Raw genomic sequence first — 20447 nt, forward strand, 5'->3', positions numbered from 1 at the left:
TGCCTTATGCCTTAGAATGCAAAATCGATTTCTTCCACCGCTGTTTCCATGCCTGTCTGACTCTTCAGCCCCATCTCCCCGATGGTGATGTCCGGCTGGCTTCCAAGCTGTTCCAGGATGCCCAGCAGGTCATCCGCCAGATTGCCGATCATGCCTCCGGAGAACAGGGCCGTGCTGTACTCGAACCTGCCGTACAAACCGCCGTCCCGCTGTCCCATCTCCAGCACGAGGTCGAACTTCGCCGCCGTAGCCCCGTCGTCATAAGGCTCCACCGTCAGACCGCCTAACGCCAGCTCCGTGTCTTCCGTATTCTGCAGCGCAAACACCGTATCGAACAGCGGATTGTTCCGACTCGCATCCCAAGGCGCCTGAAGCTTCTCGACCAGTTCCTCGAATGGATACTCCCCGTGTTCGTACGCGCCGAGGGTCACTTCGCGGATCTCCTCGAGATAAGCCAAGAACCGCTTCTCCCGTGCAGGAGCCGTGCGGAGCGCCAACGTGTTGACGAACATTCCGATGAGCGGCTCCAGGTCCGCGTGGCTTCTGCCCGCCACCGGCGTACCGATGACGATATCTTCCTGGCCCGAATACTTGTGGAGCAGAACACTGTAGGCGGCCAGCAGCACCATGTACAAGGTCGTGCCGGATGCTTCGGCCAAGCCTTCCAGCTTGCTGCCGAGCGCGAGCGGGACGCCGAACTGCAGCGCATCGCCTTCGTAGCTCCGGCGTGCGGGTCTCGCATAGTCGGTCGGCAGTTCGAGCTTCGGCAGCTCCCCGTGGAACATGTTCAGCCAATAGGCTTCCTGGGCGGCAATCCGCTCCACTCCCTCCGCCGAGTTCTGCCATACCGCGTAATCTTTATATTGAAGCGGAAGCGGCGGGAGTTCTTCTCCCCCGTACAACCGGCTGAATTCTTCCACCAGGATATCGACCGAGACGCCGTCGGAGATGAGATGATGCATATCGAACAAGAGAATATGGCGCTCCGCCTCCAGCTCGATGAGCCCGGCCCGCAGCAGAGGCGGCTGCTCCAGCTCGAACGCTCTCACGAATCGGGAGGCAATCCCTCTGGCCTCCTCCTCGCCCGCCGCCTTGAAGTACTCCACGAGGAATGAGGTGTCTTCTGCCGGCTGTACCACTTGCACGGGAACGCCGCCGGCCATGCGGAAGCCGGTTCGCAGGATCTCATGCCTGCCGATCAACTGGCGGAATGCGGTTTCGAACCGGTCGCGGTCGATCTTCCCTGCCAGCGTATAGAAGCCCGTCATGTTGTAGCTCAGTTCCGCCCCTTCGAGCTGCTGCAGGATGAACAGCCGCTTCTGGGCCGAGGTGACCGGATAATAAGGCTGCTCCTCCGCCCGGGGAATCCCGGCGCGCGCCTGCGTCTCCAAGCTTCTGATTGCCAAGGCCATCGCCTCGACGGTCGGGCAGCGGAACACTTCGCGCAGCGGCAGCTCGGCCCCAAGCTCTTTGGCTATACGGCCTACTAGCGTCGTCGCCCGCAGCGAATGGCCGCCCCGCTCGAAGAAGTTATCTTTGACTCCGATCTGCTCCGTGCCGAGCACCTTCTCCCAGATCTGCGCCAGCTTCCCTTCGAGCCCGGTCCGCGGTGCGACGTACGCCATACCGGAGTCTGCTCCGCCCTGCGGCTTCGGCAGCGCTTTGCGGTCGATCTTCCCGTTCGGCGTCAGTGGAAGCTTCGGCAGCTGTACGAAGTAGGACGGGATCATATAGCCCGGCAGGATCTGCGACAACCCCTCGCGCAGCCCGGCGGCCGTCACGGCCTCCTCACGGTTGCCGCTCTCGTCTGCCGCATAGTAAGCGCACAGCGCCTTGCCTCCGCTGCCGTCCTCTACGACGGCCACTACGGCTTCTCTCACGCCGGCAGTCTGCAGCAGGAGAGATTCGATCTCGCCGGTCTCGATCCGGTAGCCGCGGATCTTCGCCTGGTGGTCGATCCGGCCGATGAAGTCCACCTGGCCGTCCGCCGTCCAGCGCGCCAGGTCGCCGGTGCGGTACAGCTTCTCGCCCGGGGCGAACGGGCTGTCAACGAATTTCTCCGCCGTCAGGTCCTCCCGGTTCCAGTAGCCCCGCGCCACCCCGGCTCCGCCGATGCACAGCTCGCCGAGCACGCCGACCGGCACCGGGTTCAGGTACGCATCTACGATATAGAACGCGGCATTCAGCCAAGCGCGTCCGATCGGCACGCTGCCGGCTGCCGGCAGAGCAGACAGCGGCTCGTCATAGAAGCTGGAGTCGATCGCCGCTTCGGTCACGCCATAAGCGTTGATGATCCGCATCTGCGAGCCGAACCGCTCCTGGAGCGTCCGGTAGTCGGAGACACTGCAGCTGTCCGAGCTCGTGATGAGCAGCTCCATGGAATCCAGCGCCAGCCCCTGCTCGTGTACATATTCCATGAACGGCACGATGAGCGCCGGCGTCGATTCGAATACCGTAATCTCCCGCTCCACGATCCAGTGATGCAGACGTGCCGGATCGATCCGGTCTTCCTGCGGGCAGATGACCATGAGGCCGCCGTTGTAGAGCGCCCGGGCGATGTCCCCGACGAATACGTCGAAGGAGAAGCTCGCCAGCTGCAGCAGCCGTACCGGGAACCGGTCCAGCCGGTACTCCCTGCGGTAGCCGTCTGCCGTGTTCACGAGGCTGCGGTGCTCGATCATGACGCCCTTCGGCCGTCCGGTCGTGCCCGACGTGTAGATCACGTAGGCCAGATCGCTTGGGCCGGCAAGCGCGGTCAAGTTCGATGCGTCCCCGCTGAACAGCGGTTCGTTGTCCAGGCACAGCACGGTCTTGCCTGCCCCGCCCGCAGCCAGCCATTCCTCGGAGAGCTCCTTCAAGTGTGTCTGCGTCAGCAGCACGGAAGCTTCGCTGTCTTCGAGCATGAGGCGGATGCGCTCGGCCGGATAGTCCGGGTCGACCGGCACATAAGCTCCGCCGGCCTTCCATACGGCCATGACAGCGACGAGCAAGTCCACGGAGCGGTCCGCCAGGATGCCGACGAGGCGGCCTGGCCCCACGCCACGGCCTCGGAGCGTCCGCGCGAGCTGGTTCGCCCTGCCGTTCAGCTCCCCGTAGGTCAGCTCGCTCTTCTCGTATACGACCGCAAGCCGGTCCGGCGTGCGGGCCGCCTGCTCCTCGAACAGCTCCGAGAACGTGCGGTGAAGCGGTGCGTCCAGCGCATCCGATGCCGGAGGGTTGAACGCGCGGAGCAGTTCTGCCCTCTCGCTCCCGGTGAGCATGTCCAGCCGGTGGATCTCCGCTTCCGGCTGCCCCGCTACCGCCTGGAGCAGCTGCCGGAAGTGGCCTGCCAGCCGCTCGGCCGTCTCCCGCTTGAACAAGCTTGTCGCATACTCCAGCGAGCATTCGAGCGCACCGTCCTTCTCGGTCACGTCAAGGGACAAATCGAACTTCGATACGCTTGCGCCCGTTGGACGAAGAGTCAGTTCCAGACCTTCAAGGCCGAACGCCTTGTTCTCCGTATTCTGCAGGGTGAACATCGTATCGAAGAGCGGATTGCGGCTCAGATCCCGGGCCAGCCTCAGACTCTCTACGAGTTCCTCGAACGGATAATCCTGATATTCGTAGGCGCCGAGCAGCGTTTCCTTGATTTCTCCGAGGTACGTCAAGAACGTCTTCCCGGCCCCCGGATAACTGCGTACGGCCAAGGTATTGACGAACATCCCGATCAGCCCCTGCAGATCTCCGTGAGTTCTCCCGGCGATCGGCGTGCCGACTACGATATCCTCCTGGCCCGTATACTTATGAAGCAGCACCTTAAAGGAGGCGAGCAGCACCATGTACAGCGTCGTGCCGCTCTCGGCGGCTAGCCGGTTCAAAGCGCCATTGACTTCGGCATCCACCGTAAAGTCCAGCGTCTCCCCATCGTAGCTCTGCACGGCTGGACGCGGATAATCCGCAGGCATCTCGAGGACCGGAAGTTCACCGGCGAATGCGCGGAGCCAGTAAGCTTCCTCCTGCTTCCTGCGCCCGGATTGTTCCTCGGACTGCTGCCATACCGCATAGTCTTTGTATTGCAGCGGCAGGGCGTTAAGCGTCTGCCCGTTATACAGCTTCGTGAATTCTTCGACCAGAATATCGATGGAGACCCCGTCGGAGATGATATGGTGCATATCGAAGAGCATGAGATAACGGTCTTCCGCCTGCTTCGCGAGCCCGATCCGCAGCAGTGGCGGCTTGGCCAAGTCGAAGGCGCGGACGAAGCCGTTCAGGAGATCGTCACTGGCGCCCTCTAGGGCAGGCCATTCTTCTACGGCGAAGTCCACGGCCGCGCTGACCGCCTGCACCGGCTCGCCGTCTTCCATCCAGAAGCCCGTACGCAGCGTCTCGTGCCGGTCGATCAGCGAGCGGAACGCTTCTTCGAAGCGGCTCCGGTCCAGCGTGCCCTGCAGCTCGATCAGTCCCGGCATGTTGTAGCTGAGCTGTGCGCCTTCCAACTGATGAAGGATATACAATCGCTTCTGCGCCGAGGAGACCGGATAATAGGTCCGCTCTGCGGCAGCGGGGATCGGCGCGTAGGCCTTCTCTTCCGTCTGCCCCAGCGCTTCGGCCATCTCGGCGATCGTCGGATAACGGAACACATCCCGCAGCGGCAGTTCGGCTCCCATCTCCTGCCGTACGCGGCTGACCAGCGTCGTCGCGCGGAGCGAATGCCCGCCGAGTTCGAAGAAGCTGTCCGTGACGCTGATCCGGCGGACGCCCAGCACCTCCTGCCAGATCGCCAGAAGCTGCGCTTCGGCCGGCGTGCGGGGAGCGAGGAACGCCCCGCCGGTATTCAGGCTCTCCTCAGGTGCCGGGAGCGCCTTGCGGTCGGTCTTCCCGTTGGAGGTGAGCGGCATACGTTCAAGCTGCACGAAGTACGTAGGCAGCATATAAGCCGGCATCTGCTCCGAGAGCAGGCCCTTGATCTCGCTGACGGTCATCGTCCGGTCCGCGACGAAGTACGCGCAGAGGTGCGGCTGTCCCGCCGCATCCTGCCTGGCGAGAACGATGGCTTCCTGTACCGGCCCGAGATCCAGCAGCCGGGACTCGACTTCGCCGAGCTCGATGCGATAGCCGCGGATTTTGACCTGATGGTCGATCCGGCCCAGGTACTCGATGCTGCCGTCCGGCATCCAGCGGGCCAAGTCGCCGCTCTTGTACATCCGCTCGCCGGGGACGAAGGGATTCGGCACGAATTTCTCCGCCGTCAGCTCCGGCCGGTTCAAGTACCCGCGGGCGAGTCCTGCTCCCGCCACATACATCTCGCCGGCGACGCCTGCAGGCGCATGCTTTCCGTTGCCGTCCAGAATGTACACCTGGAGCGTAGGGATCGGGCGGCCGATGTTGCTTTTGCCCTGCTCCATTTCTCTCTCGGTTATCTCTTTATAGGTCACGTGCACGGTCGTTTCGGTAATGCCGTACATGTTGATAAGCTGTACAGCCGGGTAACGGCTTCTCCATTCCCGCAGCAGCTGCGGGCTGAGCGCCTCGCCTCCGAAGATCACCTGACGAAGCTGCAGAGGAGTCCCCTCCTCCGCCAAGGCTTCGCGGAGCAGCTGGTAGAAGTAGGTCGGCGTCTGGTTCAGGATCGTCACCTGCTGCTCCTTCAGCAGCTGAAGGAACTGGGCCGGATTCTTGGCTGTAAGTGCAGGGACAACCACCAGCCTGCCGCCGTAGAGCAGCGCGCCGTACATCTCCCACACCGAGAAGTCGAAGCAGAATGAGTGGAAGAAGGTCCAAGTATCTCCGGTGCCAAAATCGAACAGGTTCCGGTTGTTGAACAGCAGCCTTGCCACGTTCCGGTGCTCGATCAGCGTGCCCTTCGGCTTGCCCGTCGTCCCCGATGTATAGATGACGTACGCGAGATGCTCCGGCCCCGCCCCGCTCTGCGGACTGTCCTCAGGCCCGGCATACGAACGCTCGTCATCCAGCAGGATGACCGTTCCTTCGAAGGCGGCCTGTTCCTGAAGCTCCCGCTGCACAAGCAGCAGCTTCGCCCCGGAATCCTGCAGCATATAGGCGATCCGCTCTTCCGGGTATTCGGGATCGATCGGCACGTAGGCGCCGCCTGACTTCAGGATGGCGATGATGCCGACGATCATGTCCAGGGAGCGGCGGGCCATTAGGCCGACAAGTCCGTCCGGGCCGGCTCCTAGGCTCCGCAGCGTATGGGCAAGCCGGTTCGCTCTGCGGTCCAGCTCCCGGTAAGTCAGCGACTCTCCTTCGAAGATAACGGCCACCGCATCCGGCGTCCGCTGCGCCTGCTGTTCGAACAAGCCGTGAATCGTGGCATCCCCCGGATAATCGGCATCGGTATCGTTGAAGATTTCCATAATTTCGCTGACTTCCGGTTCGGTGGACAGCTCCAGCTCCCCGACCGGGATATGCGGATTGGAAGCAATCTGACCGAGCACATGAACCAGATGGCCCATAAGCCGCTCAATGCCGCTGCGCTCGAACACGCTGCCGTTATAGTCCGCGTGGACCCGGATCTCATCTCCCGGGATAATCATCAGCGTAAAATCATAGTTCGTCTGTTCGGCAACCTCCACATCCGTGATGCGGAGCTCTCCGTTCTCTTCGCCGGCCGCCTGCACCAGCTGCTCGTCCATCGGATAGTTCTCGAACGCGACGACATGCGAGATCAGCGACTGCTTCTGTGCAGTGCGCGCCTGAATTTCATAGAGCGGATAAGTATCGTACCGGGCCGAGGCCAGGGCGCTCTCTTGAAGCTTCTTCATGACTTCGGCCGCACTCTCTTCCGGACTGCAGGCGACCCGTACCGGAATCGTATTGATGAAGAGACCGATCATCTCCTCGATGCCCTGGATATCCGCCGGTCTGCCTGAGACGACGCCACCGAAGACGACATCGTCCGTACCGTTGTACTTCTGGAGCAGGATGCCCCACACCGCCTGCATCAACGTATTCAGGGTCACCTGATATTCGCGGGCGACCGCACTCAGCCGTCCGCTCAGCGCCGGGTTCAGCCGGCATTCCGTGTGGACCGGCTCATAGACGTCGCCTGGCTTCGGCGTATTCGCATGAGGAAGTACCGTCTGGCCTTCGTAGCCGGAGAGCAGCCCTTGCCAGTAGCTTCCTGCGGCTTCGCTGTCCTGATGCTCCAGCCACTCGATATACCGGGCATAGGACGGGGCTTCGCTCAGCTCCGGCGCCCCTCCGCCCACGAGCGCACGGTAGGTCTCGAGCAGCTCTCCAGCGATGAGAGGCAGGCACCAGCCATCCATAATAATATGGTGCGAGGTCCAGAGGACGTGATAGCCCTGCTCCTCCGTACGGGTCACCGTGACGCGCATCAGCGCATCCTTCTCCAGATCGAAGCCCTGGAGCTTGTCGGCCGCCTCGATCTCCGCAAGGCGAAGCTCCTGCTGCTCTGCCGTCAAGCCGCGCAGATCCTCATAGGCGAAGCCGACCGGCTTCTCGCGGTAGACAAGCTGCAGCGGTTCCCCTCTCCATCCGCCGTAGAAGCCCGTCCGCAGCGCCTCATGACGCTGTGCCAGCCGGTTCCAGCTGAGCGAGAAGGCCTCCACATCGAGCTCCCCCCGGAGCCGGAATCGCGTGACTTCGAAGTAGGCAGTGGCCTCCCGGTCGAGCGTATGATGGAACCACATGCCCTTCTGCATCGGCGTGAGCGGATAGATGTTCTCGAGCTCGCCGAGCTCCCGCACCGCTTCTACGATCCCGTCCAATTCCTCTACGGTCATGCCTTTCACCTGGACGTCACTCGGCGTCAGGACCGGCTCACCGATCGCCGTGCAGTGCGCGATGATCTCCTGCAGACTGCGGTGCAGACAGCCCGCCAGCTCTTCGACCGTCTCCCTCCGGTATTCCCCGCTGCTGTAGCTGAGGTCCATCACGAGGGAGCCTCCGGAGACCATGCCGTTGATGTCGAGCAGAAAACCGCGTACCTGGTTTTCGCTCACGTCTGCGCCCTTCGGATACGGCGAGAATTCCACGCCGCCCTTCTCGAGATCCTGGTCGAATTGCCCCAGATAGTTGAAGGAGACGGAAGGCTCCGCGCCCCATGCGGCCCGTTCCGATGCGGAGTCCGCTCCGCCAGGCAGGTACCGGCAGATGCCGTAACCGATCCCTTTGTTCGGGATGCCCCGCAGATCTTCCTTGATCTTCTTGATCTGCCGGGACAGGTTCCGCTCTTCCAGCGTCTCGAGCAGCACCGGATATTCGCTGGTGAACCAGCCCACGGTGCGCGTCATGTCGGTATCCGGCACGATCTCTTCCCTACCGTGTCCTTCCAGGTTCACGAGCACACGGTTCTCTCCGCTCCACTCGCTGACAGCCAGCGCCAGGGCGGTCAGAAGAATATCGTTCATCTCCGTGCGGTAAGCGCGGTGAACTTCCTGGAGCAGCCGGCGGGTCTCGTCCTCGTTCCACCGGACGGTCACCGATTCGCTGCTCTGCTGGAGAGGGGCCTCCGCCTCGTAGTCCTTGCGCAGCGGAGGAATATCGAGCGCTGCGAACCGGCTCCAGTAGTCCCGTTCAGCCTGAAGGGCCGGACTCTGCGCATAGAGCGCGAGCTTCTCCCCCCAAGAGCGGTAAGCGTCGGTCTTCGCCGGCAGGCGGACCGCTTCGCCCCGCGATGCCTGCTCGTAGCCGAGCGCGAGATCTTCGAGCAGAATGCGCCAGGAGACCCCGTCGATGACAAGATGGTGAATCGCGAGGTAGAGATGGTCCCCGTCATCGCAGCGGTACAACCCTGCCTTGAACAACGGTCCTTCTTCGAGCCGCAGGCTCCGTGCCAGCGCATCGGCATGGGCCCCGACTTCGGCAGCCGGATCGCCCGCGCCCCGGAAGTCCGCTGTCTCCAGCGTGAAGGCTTCGCCTTCTCCGATGCCCCGGTTGTAGGCCCGGAAGCGTCCGTCCGCCTGGCGGGAGAATACCATCCGGAGGGCGTCATGGTGTTCCGTCAGCTTCTGCAGCACCTGCCGCAGGGCTTGCTCGTCGAACCGGTCCGTGCGGCGGAGCAGCATCGACTGGTTATAATGGTGCGGATCGGCGAAGCTTTGATGGAAGAACCAGGACTGGACAGGCGTGAGCTCCGCCTCTCCCTTGACTTCTCCCTGGTCCGCCAGCCGAAGCAGCGGCTGAACTTGCGCGCCGAGGGCTGCGATCGTCGGATATTTGAACAAGTCGCGCACATCGAGCTTGTAGCCCGCCCGGTGCAGCCGGGATGAGACCTGGATCGACTTGATGGAATCGCCGCCGAGCTGGAAGAAGTGATCCCTGCGGCCGACGCGCTCAATGCCGAGGATCTCCTGCCAAGCTGCGGCGATGGCCTTCTCGATCTCCGTCCGCGGAGCGTCATAAGTGCCGGCCGCACGAAGCGGCTCCTGCGGCACCGGCAGCGCCTTGCGGTCGATCTTGCCGTTCGGGGTCAAGGGCAGCCGGTCCAGACGCATCATGCGCGCAGGGACCATATGCACCGGCAGTTCCTGCTCCAGACTCGTCTGAAGCGCCGCCAGGTCCAGCGATTCATCCGCCGCCACGTAGCCGCAAAGATATTTTTGGCCCCGGTCATCCGCGAGGTCGACCACTACCGCCTGCCGGACGCCGCCAAAGCGCAGCAGCGCCGTTTCGATCTCTCCGAGCTCGATCCGGAAGCCCCGGATCTTCACCTGGTAGTCGATCCGCCCGATGAAGTCCACCTGGCCGTCCGCCGTCCAGCGCGCCAGGTCTCCGGTACGGTACAGCCGCTCGCCGGCGGCGAACGGGCTCATGACGAACTTCTCCGACGTCAGTTCCGGCTGCCCCCAATATCCTCTGGCTACACCGGACCCGCCGATGCACAGCTCGCCGAGCACGCCGACGGGAACGGGATTCAGGTAAGGGTCGACGATCTGGAAGCTTGCGTTCAGCCAGGCCCGGCCGATCGGCACGTTGCCCGACTCCGGCAGCGCGGACAGAGGCTCATCGTAGAAGCTCGAATCGATCGCCGCTTCGGTCACGCCATAAGCATTGATGATGCGGAATTGCGAGCCGAAGCGCTCCTGCAGCACCCGGTAATCCGCTACGCTGCAGCTGTCCGAGCTCGTGATGAGCAGCTTCATCGAAGGCAGCTGGATGTTCTCCGCCGCCAGGTGGTCCATGAACGGAATGATCAGCGCCGGCGTCGATTCGAAGACAGTGATCTCCTCGTCGCGGATCCAGCCGTACAGGCGCTGCGGGTCGATCCGGTCTTCTTTGGGGCAAATGACCATCATTCCGCCGTTATACAGCGTCCGGGCGATATCGCCGACGAATACGTCGAAGGAGAAGCTCGCCAGCTGCAGCAGCCGTACCGGGAATTCGCCCAGCCGGTATTCCCGGCGGTACGCATCCGCCGTGTTCAGCAGGCTGCGGTGTTCGATCATAACGCCTTTGGGGCGTCCCGTCGTCCCGGAGGTATAGATCAGGTAAGCCAGATCCGATCCATCGCTCAGGTGCGGCAGATTCTCCGAAGCCCCGTTGCGCAGCGCCCCGTCATCCAGGCAGAAGACGTGCTCCAGCGCGAGTCCTTCCTGCCGCCACTGCTCCACCCGCTCCATGGCAGGAGTCTGCGTGAGCAGCACCGCCGCCTTGCTGTCTTCGAGCATGTAGCGGATCCGGTCCGCCGGATAATCCGGATCGATCGGCACATAAGCGCCGCCCGCCTTCCATACCGCCAGGACGCCTACGAGCAGGTCCACGCTGCGGTCCGCCATGATCCCGACCAGGGACTCCCGTCCGACCCCGCTGCTCACCAGCATGCGGGCGAGCCGGTTCGCCCGGGCGTTCAGCTCCCCGTACGTTAACCGGTTCTCCTTGTCGGCTACAGCCGGCAGGTCCGGCGACTGGGCCGCCCATTCCTCGAAGCGGCGGTGCAGCGCCGACAGCCCCTCCGGCAGCGGCACGGGTGCCGGGTTGAAGACATGCTGAATCCGCTCCCGCTCGTCGTCTCCGAGAACCGACAGCTCCCGCACTTTCATGTTGGGATGCTCCAGCACGCAGTCCACGATCGTCAGAAGCTGTTCCCGGAGCCTGTCGATCTCTTCTTCGCTGAAGAGTTGTGTCCGGTAGGTGATATGCAGGAAGATCTCCTCTTCGTCGAACATGTCGTCCACACGGACAAGGAAGTCATCCCCTTCGTGGCCGAAGAACGTACTCATCTGGAACACCCGGAGATTCTCGTACTGCGACCACCGGAGCGGCAGGTATTCCAGCGACACCCGGAACAGTTCTTGAATCTCGCTCGTACCATGCTCTTTTCTCAAATCTTCAATGAGACGGTTATAGGGATACTTCTGGTGGCGGAGGTCCGACTTCTGCGCTTTGGATACTTCCTGCAGCACCGCGAACAGTTCCTGTTCTCCGTCCAGCGCAACCCGCGTAGCTACCGTGCTCGCGAACATGCCTATCGCTTCTTTGTCCTTCTTGTTCGTCCGGTTGGCGTACATGGTGCCGACGGGAATATCGTGATAGCCGGTCAGCTTGTAGAGCAGTATGTATACGGCGCCGAGGAACAGATTGAATATCGAGATATTGCGCTCCTCGCTGAACCGCTTGAGCTGTCCGTACCGTTCTCCCTTCACGGTGTAGGTAGAACGCCGGGCTTCCGAGCTGATGCTGTAGGATGGATACGGCTTCAGTCCCGTAACTTCGGGCATCGAGCTGAATTTGTCGAGCCAATAGGCTCTATCCTTCACGTAACGCTCGGAAGCCTCGTACTCCTGCTCGGCCTGTATATAATCGAGATAAGAACTTAGGAGCGGCACGTTTGACGGCTCGGCCCCTGCCCCATCTCCCTGATTGTCAGAGCTAGTGATACCGATATAGTTCTCCGTCACAAACCGGAGAAGGTGATTCGCAGACAACCCGTCGGCGATGAGATGATTCAACTTCAATGTAACCCAATATTCGCCATCGCCCAGAAGCAGTACGGCGAAGTGATACAGCTTGCTGCCCATCATAGGCAGGGGAACCGTACTGAACGCTTCCATCCAGGCTTCGGCTTCCGCGCGGCCTTGTACTTTCACTGTGTCGAACTCCGGAGTGAAGTCCGCTTTATCTTCGAACCACTGGCAGGGTCCTTCCGCGTCACTTCCGAACCGGATCCGGAAGGCGTCATGTTCCCATAAAACTTGGCGGATCGCGCGCTCCAGAGCGGGCTCGTTGATGTTCCCTTGAAGCATCAGCGTTCCGCCGATCATCGTGAGGGTCGTGCCCGGATTCATCATTTCCATATACCAGATGCGCTGCTGCGCTTGTGTCAACGGATACCGCTGCTTCGTACTCTCGTTCATTATTGACGCTCCCTTGATCTCGAGTTTCGTGGCTTGGATGGCTTGCATAATGCCAGGCAGCCGCCCTCCTGCCGGCCCGAAGGCGCTTCGCAGGAAGGCGGTTGTCCGGCACGGGTCACCGGAACCGATAGGGACTTTATACCAGCACGGGCTGTGGCGCCTCAGTCTTCTCCACGCACTCGGCTACGGCCTGCTTCAGAATCGCGCAGCCTGCAGCCAGCTCATCCATGGTGATGGTGAGGGCCGGCAGCAGCTTCACGACCGAACTGCGACGGCCGGCGCGTTCGATAATCAAGCCGAGTTCGTAGCAGCGGGAGGCGATCGCCTGGGAGAGCTGCTCGTCGGCGCTCGCCGATACGTCAACTCCCCACAGCAGGCCTTCCCCGCGAATGGTGATATCCTTGCTCAGTGGCAGAATCTCGTTGCGGAGGAACTCCTCGACATACTTCGCCTTGAGCTTCGTTTCTTCTTCCATCCGGGTCAGCTCGCGGAACTCGATCGCCGCCGTCGCGCCCACGAAGGCCAGCTGGTTCCCGCGGAACGTTCCGTTGTGCTCTGCCGGCTTCCATACGTCAAGCTCCGGCTTCATCAGCACGAGAGACATCGGCAGGCCGTACCCGCTGATCGACTTCGAGAGCACGACGAGGTCCGGAACGATGCCGGCCCGCTCGAAGGAGAAGAAGGGGCCTGTCCGGCCGCAGCCCACCTGAATGTCGTCCGCGATAAGCAGAATATCGTGGCGGTCGCACAGATCCCGAAGCTGGTGCAGCCACTCTACCGGGGCGATATTCAGTCCGCCTTCCGCCTGGATCGTCTCGAGGATAATGGCGGCAGGCTTCGCGATACCCGAATGGTCGTCGGTGAGCACCTGTTCCATATAGCCGATCGTATCGAACCCTTCCATGAATCCCGCAGGGAACGGCATGAACGTAATATCATGCAGCGGTACGCCGCCCGCTTCGCGGTGGTACAAGCTGCTGGTCGCCGCCAGGCTGCCGAGCGACATGCCATGGAAGGCGCCCATGAAGGAGAAAATGCCGGTACGGCCTTTCGCCTTGCGTGCCAGCTTGAAGGCCGCTTCTACGGCATTCGTACCGGTCGGACCGCAGAATTGCACTTTATACTCCAGATTGCGGGGTTTCAGGATTTTGTCCGAGAAGGTTTGCAGGAATTTTTCCTTCGCGGAGGTATACAGATCCAGGCCGTGGCTGACGCCGTCGGATTCCAAGTACTCGATGAGCGCGCGTTTGATGTAGTCATTGTTATGTCCATAGTTCAAGGCGCCGGCGCCGGCAAAAAAGTCAATATACGTTCTTCCGCTCTCTGCATGCAGAATCGATCCTTTGGCACGGACGAACATATCGGGGAACGAGCGGCAGTACGATCTCACGTTGGATTCCAGCAATTCGAATGTTTGGGTCATCAATAACACTCCTTAAGATGGGTTCCCCCTCTGGGGTTTGGCCTGAACTAGGAGCCGGGTAAGCAGCCCGCGCCTTCTGATGTGAATTTTCCAGGATAACAGGAAACCGGACAGAGCGGCATGAAGACAGCCTCCAGATGTGGAAGGAGCCTAACGGGCTGGATGGAATTGAAAGTGGCTAAGGTTTAGAAGAAAAGAGCATGGGTTGAGAGTCACAATGAGGCTGTGGATAAAGCAGAATAATCACGAAAGGAGGAAAAATTTAGTGGTGAACACAAGGCTTCTCACAAGCCCATATCAGTAATGGGAGTAGTTCACGCTCCCCTCTCTAGGATGGGAAAATTGTATAATCTGACTTCAGTTGTTAATTATATACATTAGTCTTCCTAAATTAACATGCTACGAAAACACTAATTCGCTGATGTTCCCCTCCCTATGTAAACCACTTGAATGACGGTAATAACAGGTATGATATTGTATTTTGCACTTCTACCATCATACCGTTGAAGTGTGAATGCTGTATTATGCCAACATAAATATTATTTAAAGAAAAACCCGGGGGAACAGACGCTTCCATTTGATTTACCAGCTTAACTAAAGGAAATGACAGCCGGGGTGGAAAGAATTCTTTACAATTCCTTTACAAAAATCGGGGGCCGATACGCGAGCTGCGATGCATGGATATAAGATATCCTTCCCCTAATCCCCCGCCCCCTCCATCCATAAAGTAGGGCGAAAGTCCCGCACAGAAACGAGATAAACGCGCATCGTCCTTTAAGAACGATGCGCGTTTATAAAAAATACAAAAAGACAGGATCGAGCTCTGGCGAGATATACAAAAAGCGCTTCACCTTCGGAGAAGCGCCGCGTTTCATTCCCTTATTCGCTGTATGACACCGTGAAGAGCCCCGCGCACATGGATCTGTACCGGCTGCTGCTCGCCGCCGCGATCGGTCTGCTGCGAACCGGCATTCCCCGGCCGTAAGGCCTCCTGCTTTTCACGATCGGCCTAGCGGCCGCTTCGTCCGGACACCATCGCCTGTCCATGCCGCACTCCCCTTCCGTAAGGTATCCGACTAGGAGGGGCCGACGCCGATTACGAAATTAGTTTCGTGATGGATCTGCCGTTTTCGCGAAATTCGCACATTGTTCACGCGATTCTCGTCGATACCCAGGTACCGTCCTCATGCTCTTTCGGATTCCGGCTGAGACCTGGCCGGGTCCCCTCACCCCTTGCCGGTAACCTTCATGCTGAAAGGACCGGCGCCGTCCGCCCCGGAGGAACGGAAGAACACATCATATACATCATAAGCATAATGGAGAAAATACCCGCCGCCGGCTGCGTCCGTCCCCTCATCCGCCGGGCCGCCAAGCCGGCTGAGGACCGCATCCCGGCACAGTCCAAGGTCGACCGAATACGCGCCGACGACCTCCTCTTCCACCCTGTCGAAGTCATATGAAAAATGCAGGGTCACGGTCCGGCCTTGTAGAATGCCCGGGTAATCCAGCGTGTAATCCCCCTCTCCGCTCCCCTTAGAGAGGGGCGCACCATACCGGTCCGCCACTTCCTTCTTCGCCATCCCGAGGTAGACGCCGGTGCCGTACAGCCTCCCAGCCTCCAGGAAATGCCTATCCAGCAGGACCGTACCGTCTCCTGCAGGACCCTTCGCCCGTTCCCTCTCAACTCCCGTCGTCCCTAGAGCGAGATAGAGCCTCATGCGGGTTATCAAGACGGCGGCCTGGGCGCGCGTGGCCGGATCGTTCGGACGATAAGCCCCGTCCGCGAAGCCGGTCACAAGACCGATGCGCGCAGCCGCTGAGATCAGACCGGCCTCGGGGAGACCGGCAATATCGGGGTACGGAAGGGGATTCTCTGCTTCTTGAAGCTTCAGCGCCCTCGCCGCGCTCACCGCCATCTCGCTTCTCGATATGGACTGGCCCGGCCGGAGCAGCCCCTCCGGGCACTCGCTTCTTCGGATGATTCCCGCCCGCAAGGCGGCTGCCGCATAAGGTGCGGCCCAATGCTCCGCAGGCACATCCAAAAACGCCGGCTCTCTCTCCGGCAGCGGCGGCCGCGCCGTGGTGACGGCAAGCCTCAAGAATTCGGCGCGGGTTATGGCCTCATCCGGACGGAACCTCCCGTCAGGATAACCGGCGATGAGGCCCTCTGACATCATCGACGCCGCTTCCCTCTCGGCCCAGTGGCCGTGAAGATCGGACGGCGCCGCTTGCTCCGACTCCGCCGCCGCCCTTGGGACCGGATATCCCGCTGTCCCTACGGCCATCATCGCCGCCGCCATAATTGCCGTCAGCCGGCCCTTGGCCATGTGGGTCATGACTGCCGTCACGCTTTCCCGCTGGAGCCGCGCGAAGGGGGGAGAAGCCGGCCGATCCGGTTGCATTCCTCTGCGAACCAGACGGCACCATCCACCCCTAGCGCAATGCCATGCGGTTCCGCTCCCTCTGTCGGGATCGGATACTCCGTAACCTCGCCGTCCACCGTGATGCGCCCGATCCGGTTGGCGCCCCACTCCGTGAACCACAGCTCGCCGTTCCGGCCGGAGACAATGGCATGCGGCCGGGCATTCTCCGAGGGGAGAGCATACTCGCTAATGTGTCCTTGGGCCGTGATCCGCCCGATCCGGTTGCCGAGAAGCTGGGTGAACCAGAGCGCCCCGTCCGGTCCTACGCATAAGCCTACCGGTCCCGACCTCTCCGCCGGCAGCGGAAACTCCCGGATGTCTCCGTCCGTCGTGATCCTGCCAATGGCGTTGCCCCCGTTCTCCGTGAACCACAGCGCCCCATCCAATCCGCAGGCAATAAAGGACGGGAACGAGCCGGGCCGGGGAAGATCATATCTTGTAAGCTCTCCCGCCGTACTGAAGCGGCCGATCCGGCCCCCTGCGCTTTCCGTGAACCACATCGCCCCATCCGGCCCCTGCACGATGCCGAACGGACCGGATTCCGCCTCCGGAAGCGCATACTCCGTAACCGCGCCGCCCATCGTTATACGGCCCAGCTTGCCCGATTGGTAAGCTGTGAACCACATGCAGCCGTCCCCGCCCGCCGTGATCGAAGACAACCCCGCATCCGGCGACGGAAAAGGGAACGAAGCGATCTTCCCGTCCGCTGTGATGCGTCCTATCGCATTTCCCTTGTGCTGCGTGAACCACAGCGCGCCGTCCGGTCCTGCCGCGATTCCATAGGGCAATACCGTCTCGCCCGGAATGACATATTCATGGATATGCACGTTTCCGCTCATTTCGCTTCCCCCTTCTTTGGTTCTCCCTCTGTATGTTTCAGCCAATGAAACGGGGTCGTATCCCAGAACAGGGTCGGGTTCACCTGCACGTTGTGCATCCAGAAAGTAAAATGCAGATGGGGGCCTGTCGAGAAGCCTGTCGTCCCCACGAGACCGATAACATCGCCACGCTTCACCTTATCCCCCGCTTTCACCTGCAGCTTGGACAGATGCGCATATTGGGAGAACAACCCCATGCCATGGTCGATATAAATGGAATTGCCCGTAAGATATAACGGTTCGGACAACGCGACGATCCCGTCGTTCGCCGCCTTCACCGGGGTGCCTTCCGGCGCCGCCAGATCCACTGCCAGGTGCGCTCCGCTGAACTTTCCGTTAACATAGCGCCTATGCCCATACGGTGTCGTCAGCCGCCCCTCCACCGGAACGAGGAAGGCAGCCGTGGACAAGAACCGGGGCTCGGAGACACTCCTTGCCTTGTTGATCAGCGCCTGGTCCGCTGCGATCCGCTTCGTATCCTGCCGCATGGCATTCAGCTCTTCGGTCACGCGCAGATCCTGCTTCGGGAACGTCTTGGCCGTCACGGCCAAGGTCCGGTCCCCGATCGGGTAGTTGCCGGGCTTCGCGTCCATGCCAATCGGCAGATAGGTGAAGTATCCGGCTCCGTAAGGCTGCAGGACATACGTCCTGCCGTCCCAGTACACCGATCCCGGCTTCTTGTGCCTCACGAGCACCGCATCGCCCGGCGCCGCCGATTCGGGCAGAAGCAGCCACTCGGATTGGAAGGCCAGCTTGGCGGTGGCCGCCGAATCGTACAAGGGCAGCTCCTCCTTCATCCCTTGAAGACGCCGCTTCGCTTCGCGGAACGCTTCCCGGACCGCATCCGTCACTTCAGCCTGCCACGATGCACCGCCATCCGCCGTGACGAGCAGACGGCCGCCCGGCCCCTCCCCGACCAGCGCCCAGCCCAGCTCCTCGCTAGCGAATTGGAGCCCCTTCACCGGATACTCCTTGGCCTTGTAGCTCAGGGAGGCAATCGCCGGAGCGGGCACCGCCTCCGCCAGCCCGTCCTGCCCCTGCGCTTCGGCGGGCGGTTCTCCGCGGCCTTCGGTCCAGGTCGCCCCTCCGTCGGAGGTCGACTGCCACCCGTCTGCGTAACGGATCCAGCCGTGGTCCGGATCCGTCATGCGGAATGCGACCGGCTCACGGGAGGGCACGCTGTGCTCCCCTCCCGCAGACAGCGTCTCCCGCGCCGGCAGCGGAATCCCTCCCGGTCCGCGTACGAGCGAGTACACGAGGATCGCCGCCCCGGCCGCTCCGAGACACAGGCCAAGCAGGCGCAGCCTCGAGCGTCCTGTACCGGGCGCCCCCCGGCGCTCAGCTTGCTTGCGATTGAATGTCACTTGCCTCCGTCTCCCTTCTGCACCCCGTCATCCTGCCTGGATCCTTCCGCTGCGGAGTATCCCGGCCATCATCGCCCGGTTAGGGTACTCCCCCGCTTCATACTGCCGGATGACTTCTTCGATATCGTAGGCAACGCGGTGGATCGACGCGTGTATGCCGCCGCGCCCTATCTCGACCATGGCGTACGATGCCAGCGGCAGCCCGTCGAACGGCAGACCGACGCTCCCGGTATTGATCACGGCCCTGCCGTCCAGATACCGTATGTAGGGCTTGTGGATATGCGCATAGACATACAGATCCGCTGCTGCGGACTTCATCAGCTTCGCCTGCAGTTCCTCCTCGGCTGCTCCGGGCGGGACGATTGCGAACAGACTGTCCGGTGTCGCATGAAACGCTTCAATCGACACCCCATCTTTCTGCAAATGCAGCGATTCCGGCAGTTCCTTCAGATAGCCAAGATCCTCCTCGTTCAGCTGCGACAGGGTCCACTCCCGCTCTTCATTCATAAGGCCCAGGGCCGAATCCGGCACCTCCCCCTGCCTTACACCGCGGACTACCCATTCGTCCGCATTGCCCTTGATCACCTGCGCGTGCAGGGAACGCACCGTATCCAGCGACTTCTTGGGCTCCGGCCCCCGGTAGCAAAGATCGCCGAGGATGTAGATCTCGTCCGCTTCCCTGCCCCTGATATCTTCCAGTACGGCGTCCAGCGCCGTACAATTCCCGTGAATATCCGATATAAATGCCAGTTTCATGTCTGGTCTCCTTTCGTGAGCTTACCAAATTATAACATTGCCCGGGCAATAAGATAAACGGTTTCGCCGTCCTTTTAAGAACAATGCGAGTTATACTCTCCAATAATGTAACAAATCAAAAAAAAGCGCCGGTCCGCAGCCCGCGCTTCGTGCTTGCAAGCGGCCGCCGTATGACAGCCGCTCCTTCTATTGTCCCCATGCTTTGCGTATACGTTCTACCGCGAGAAGCATCACAGGGATGATCAATCCGACCACCAGGACCAAGGGCTCCCACACTTTCTTATCCCACTCCGCCATATAATTCACATTCGGATAAACCACTTGTCCGTAGACCACCAGCAGCATGCCGAGCGGCAGAACCAAGGGCCGGTAGCTCTTCATCCGGACAAGCTGCGACAGCGATAAGGCACTGGCATACAGATACAGCGTTAATTTAAAAAAAATGGAGATGAACCACAACGCGGCAATAATGATTTCGACCCGTTCAATGAACTTGCCAACACTGATTTTCTTGGCCAGCGCATAGCTCGGATACATGAGCCTCTCGGTCAAATCCGCCCCCAGCACCGCGATGCTCAGGAAGGAGATGGCGATGATAAAAAATCCGCCCGTCAGATTGGCCGAGACGATTGCTTTTCCGGTCGTCTGCGGTCGTTTGACGGAAGGAATAACCATGAGGAACGAGATGAGCGGGAACGCCGAGATCCCCATGAGGGTGATGCCGGAGCGCAGCAGCGACTTCAGGTCTGCCTCGAAGAGCGGTTGTACCTTCTCGATATCGATCTTCGGCAGCAGAAGGAGCGCGAGGCCCGCGAACAGGAGCAGAAACCAGGGGAAGAAGATTTCGGCCGTTCTCGCGATCGTCTCAAGCCCAAGGCGCAGCGCCATCACGACGATGATGGCAAACAGCAAATGAATGAATTGGACCGGCGTTTCGACCAGAATCTGCGTCGTTAAAAAATTGCTTACATAGCTGATCAGCGAAGCCGCGGACACAAAAAAGAAAAAAATATAGAAAAGGCATACGGCCGTTCCTATCCATGTGCCAAGCACTTCACGGCAGTACTCCACAAAGCTCTTCTGTCCCAGCCGCCTGCCGAAAAAGCCGACAAACCACACCGCGGGCATCCCCATGACAACGCCGATAACCGCAGCAATCCAGGCATCCTGATGCGCCTCGGCCGCCAACCCCGCAGGCGTAATGAGGATCGTCGTCCCGATGGTGAAGAGGATGACGAGCAGTTGGAACTGGGCGGTGCTGATTACGCTTTTATCCATGATTCTCC

8 protein-coding genes are annotated in these 20447 nt (G+C 60.9%); all 8 read right to left on the minus strand.

The features are described 5' to 3' along the window. Positions 1 to 11: 11 nt before the first annotated feature. The 8 genes from O9H32_RS20730 to O9H32_RS20765 all read right to left on the minus strand — a co-directional run bounded on the left by O9H32_RS20730 (position 12) and on the right by O9H32_RS20765 (position 20439). The gene (locus O9H32_RS20730; protein ID WP_269868037.1) at positions 12 to 12317 is read right to left on the minus strand and encodes a non-ribosomal peptide synthetase; all 12306 of its coding nucleotides are present in this window, start codon (positions 12315 to 12317) and stop codon (positions 12 to 14) included. 136 nt (positions 12318 to 12453) lie between these two features. Continuing rightward, positions 12454 to 13740: a diaminobutyrate--2-oxoglutarate transaminase gene (gene ectB, locus O9H32_RS20735; RefSeq protein WP_269868038.1), complete on the minus strand. Its 1287-nt coding sequence runs from the start codon at positions 13738 to 13740 to the stop codon at positions 12454 to 12456. A gap of 879 nt (positions 13741 to 14619) precedes the next feature. Next, positions 14620 to 14787, minus strand: a complete 168-nt coding sequence (locus O9H32_RS20740; protein ID WP_269868039.1) for a hypothetical protein — start codon at positions 14785 to 14787, stop codon at positions 14620 to 14622. A gap of 179 nt (positions 14788 to 14966) precedes the next feature. Next, positions 14967 to 16142 (minus strand): S-layer homology domain-containing protein, encoded by a 1176-nt coding sequence (locus O9H32_RS20745; RefSeq protein ID WP_269868040.1) that lies wholly within the window; start codon positions 16140 to 16142, stop codon positions 14967 to 14969. Continuing rightward, a complete protein-coding gene (locus O9H32_RS20750; protein WP_269868041.1) occupies positions 16085 to 17002 on the minus strand; it encodes a Vgb family protein in 918 nt (305 codons plus the stop codon). The genes O9H32_RS20745 and O9H32_RS20750 overlap by 58 nt, the downstream gene beginning before the upstream one ends. After that, entirely contained in the window at positions 16999 to 18405 is a 1407-nt protein-coding gene (locus O9H32_RS20755; protein ID WP_269868042.1) for a peptidoglycan DD-metalloendopeptidase family protein, read from the minus strand. Before O9H32_RS20755 ends, O9H32_RS20750 begins: the two co-directional genes overlap by 4 nt. A 27-nt stretch (positions 18406 to 18432) precedes the next feature. Then, entirely contained in the window at positions 18433 to 19161 is a 729-nt protein-coding gene (locus O9H32_RS20760; protein ID WP_269868043.1) for a metallophosphoesterase family protein, read from the minus strand. A 186-nt stretch (positions 19162 to 19347) separates the two neighbouring features. Continuing rightward, positions 19348 to 20439 carry a GerAB/ArcD/ProY family transporter gene (locus tag O9H32_RS20765; protein ID WP_269868044.1) on the minus strand — a complete coding sequence of 364 codons (1092 nt, stop codon included), beginning with the start codon at positions 20437 to 20439 and terminating at the stop codon, positions 19348 to 19350. Positions 20440 to 20447: the final 8 nt, after the last annotated feature.

The sequence above is a fragment of the Paenibacillus caseinilyticus genome (assembly GCF_027533645.1).
In the GTDB taxonomy this organism is placed as follows: Bacteria; Bacillota; Bacilli; order Paenibacillales; family NBRC-103111; genus Paenibacillus_G; species Paenibacillus_G caseinilyticus.

Coding starts and splice junctions, on each gene's coding strand:
- O9H32_RS20730 (WP_269868037.1), bottom strand. CDS start 12,317: ATGAACGAGAGTACGAAGCAGCGGTATCCGTTGACACAAGCGCAGCAG.
- ectB (WP_269868038.1), bottom strand. CDS start 13,740: ATGACCCAAACATTCGAATTGCTGGAATCCAACGTGAGATCGTACTGC.
- O9H32_RS20740 (WP_269868039.1), bottom strand. CDS start 14,787: ATGGACAGGCGATGGTGTCCGGACGAAGCGGCCGCTAGGCCGATCGTG.
- O9H32_RS20745 (WP_269868040.1), bottom strand. CDS start 16,142: ATGCAACCGGATCGGCCGGCTTCTCCCCCCTTCGCGCGGCTCCAGCGG.
- O9H32_RS20750 (WP_269868041.1), bottom strand. CDS start 17,002: ATGAGCGGAAACGTGCATATCCATGAATATGTCATTCCGGGCGAGACG.
- O9H32_RS20760 (WP_269868043.1), bottom strand. CDS start 19,161: ATGAAACTGGCATTTATATCGGATATTCACGGGAATTGTACGGCGCTG.
- O9H32_RS20765 (WP_269868044.1), bottom strand. CDS start 20,439: ATGGATAAAAGCGTAATCAGCACCGCCCAGTTCCAACTGCTCGTCATC.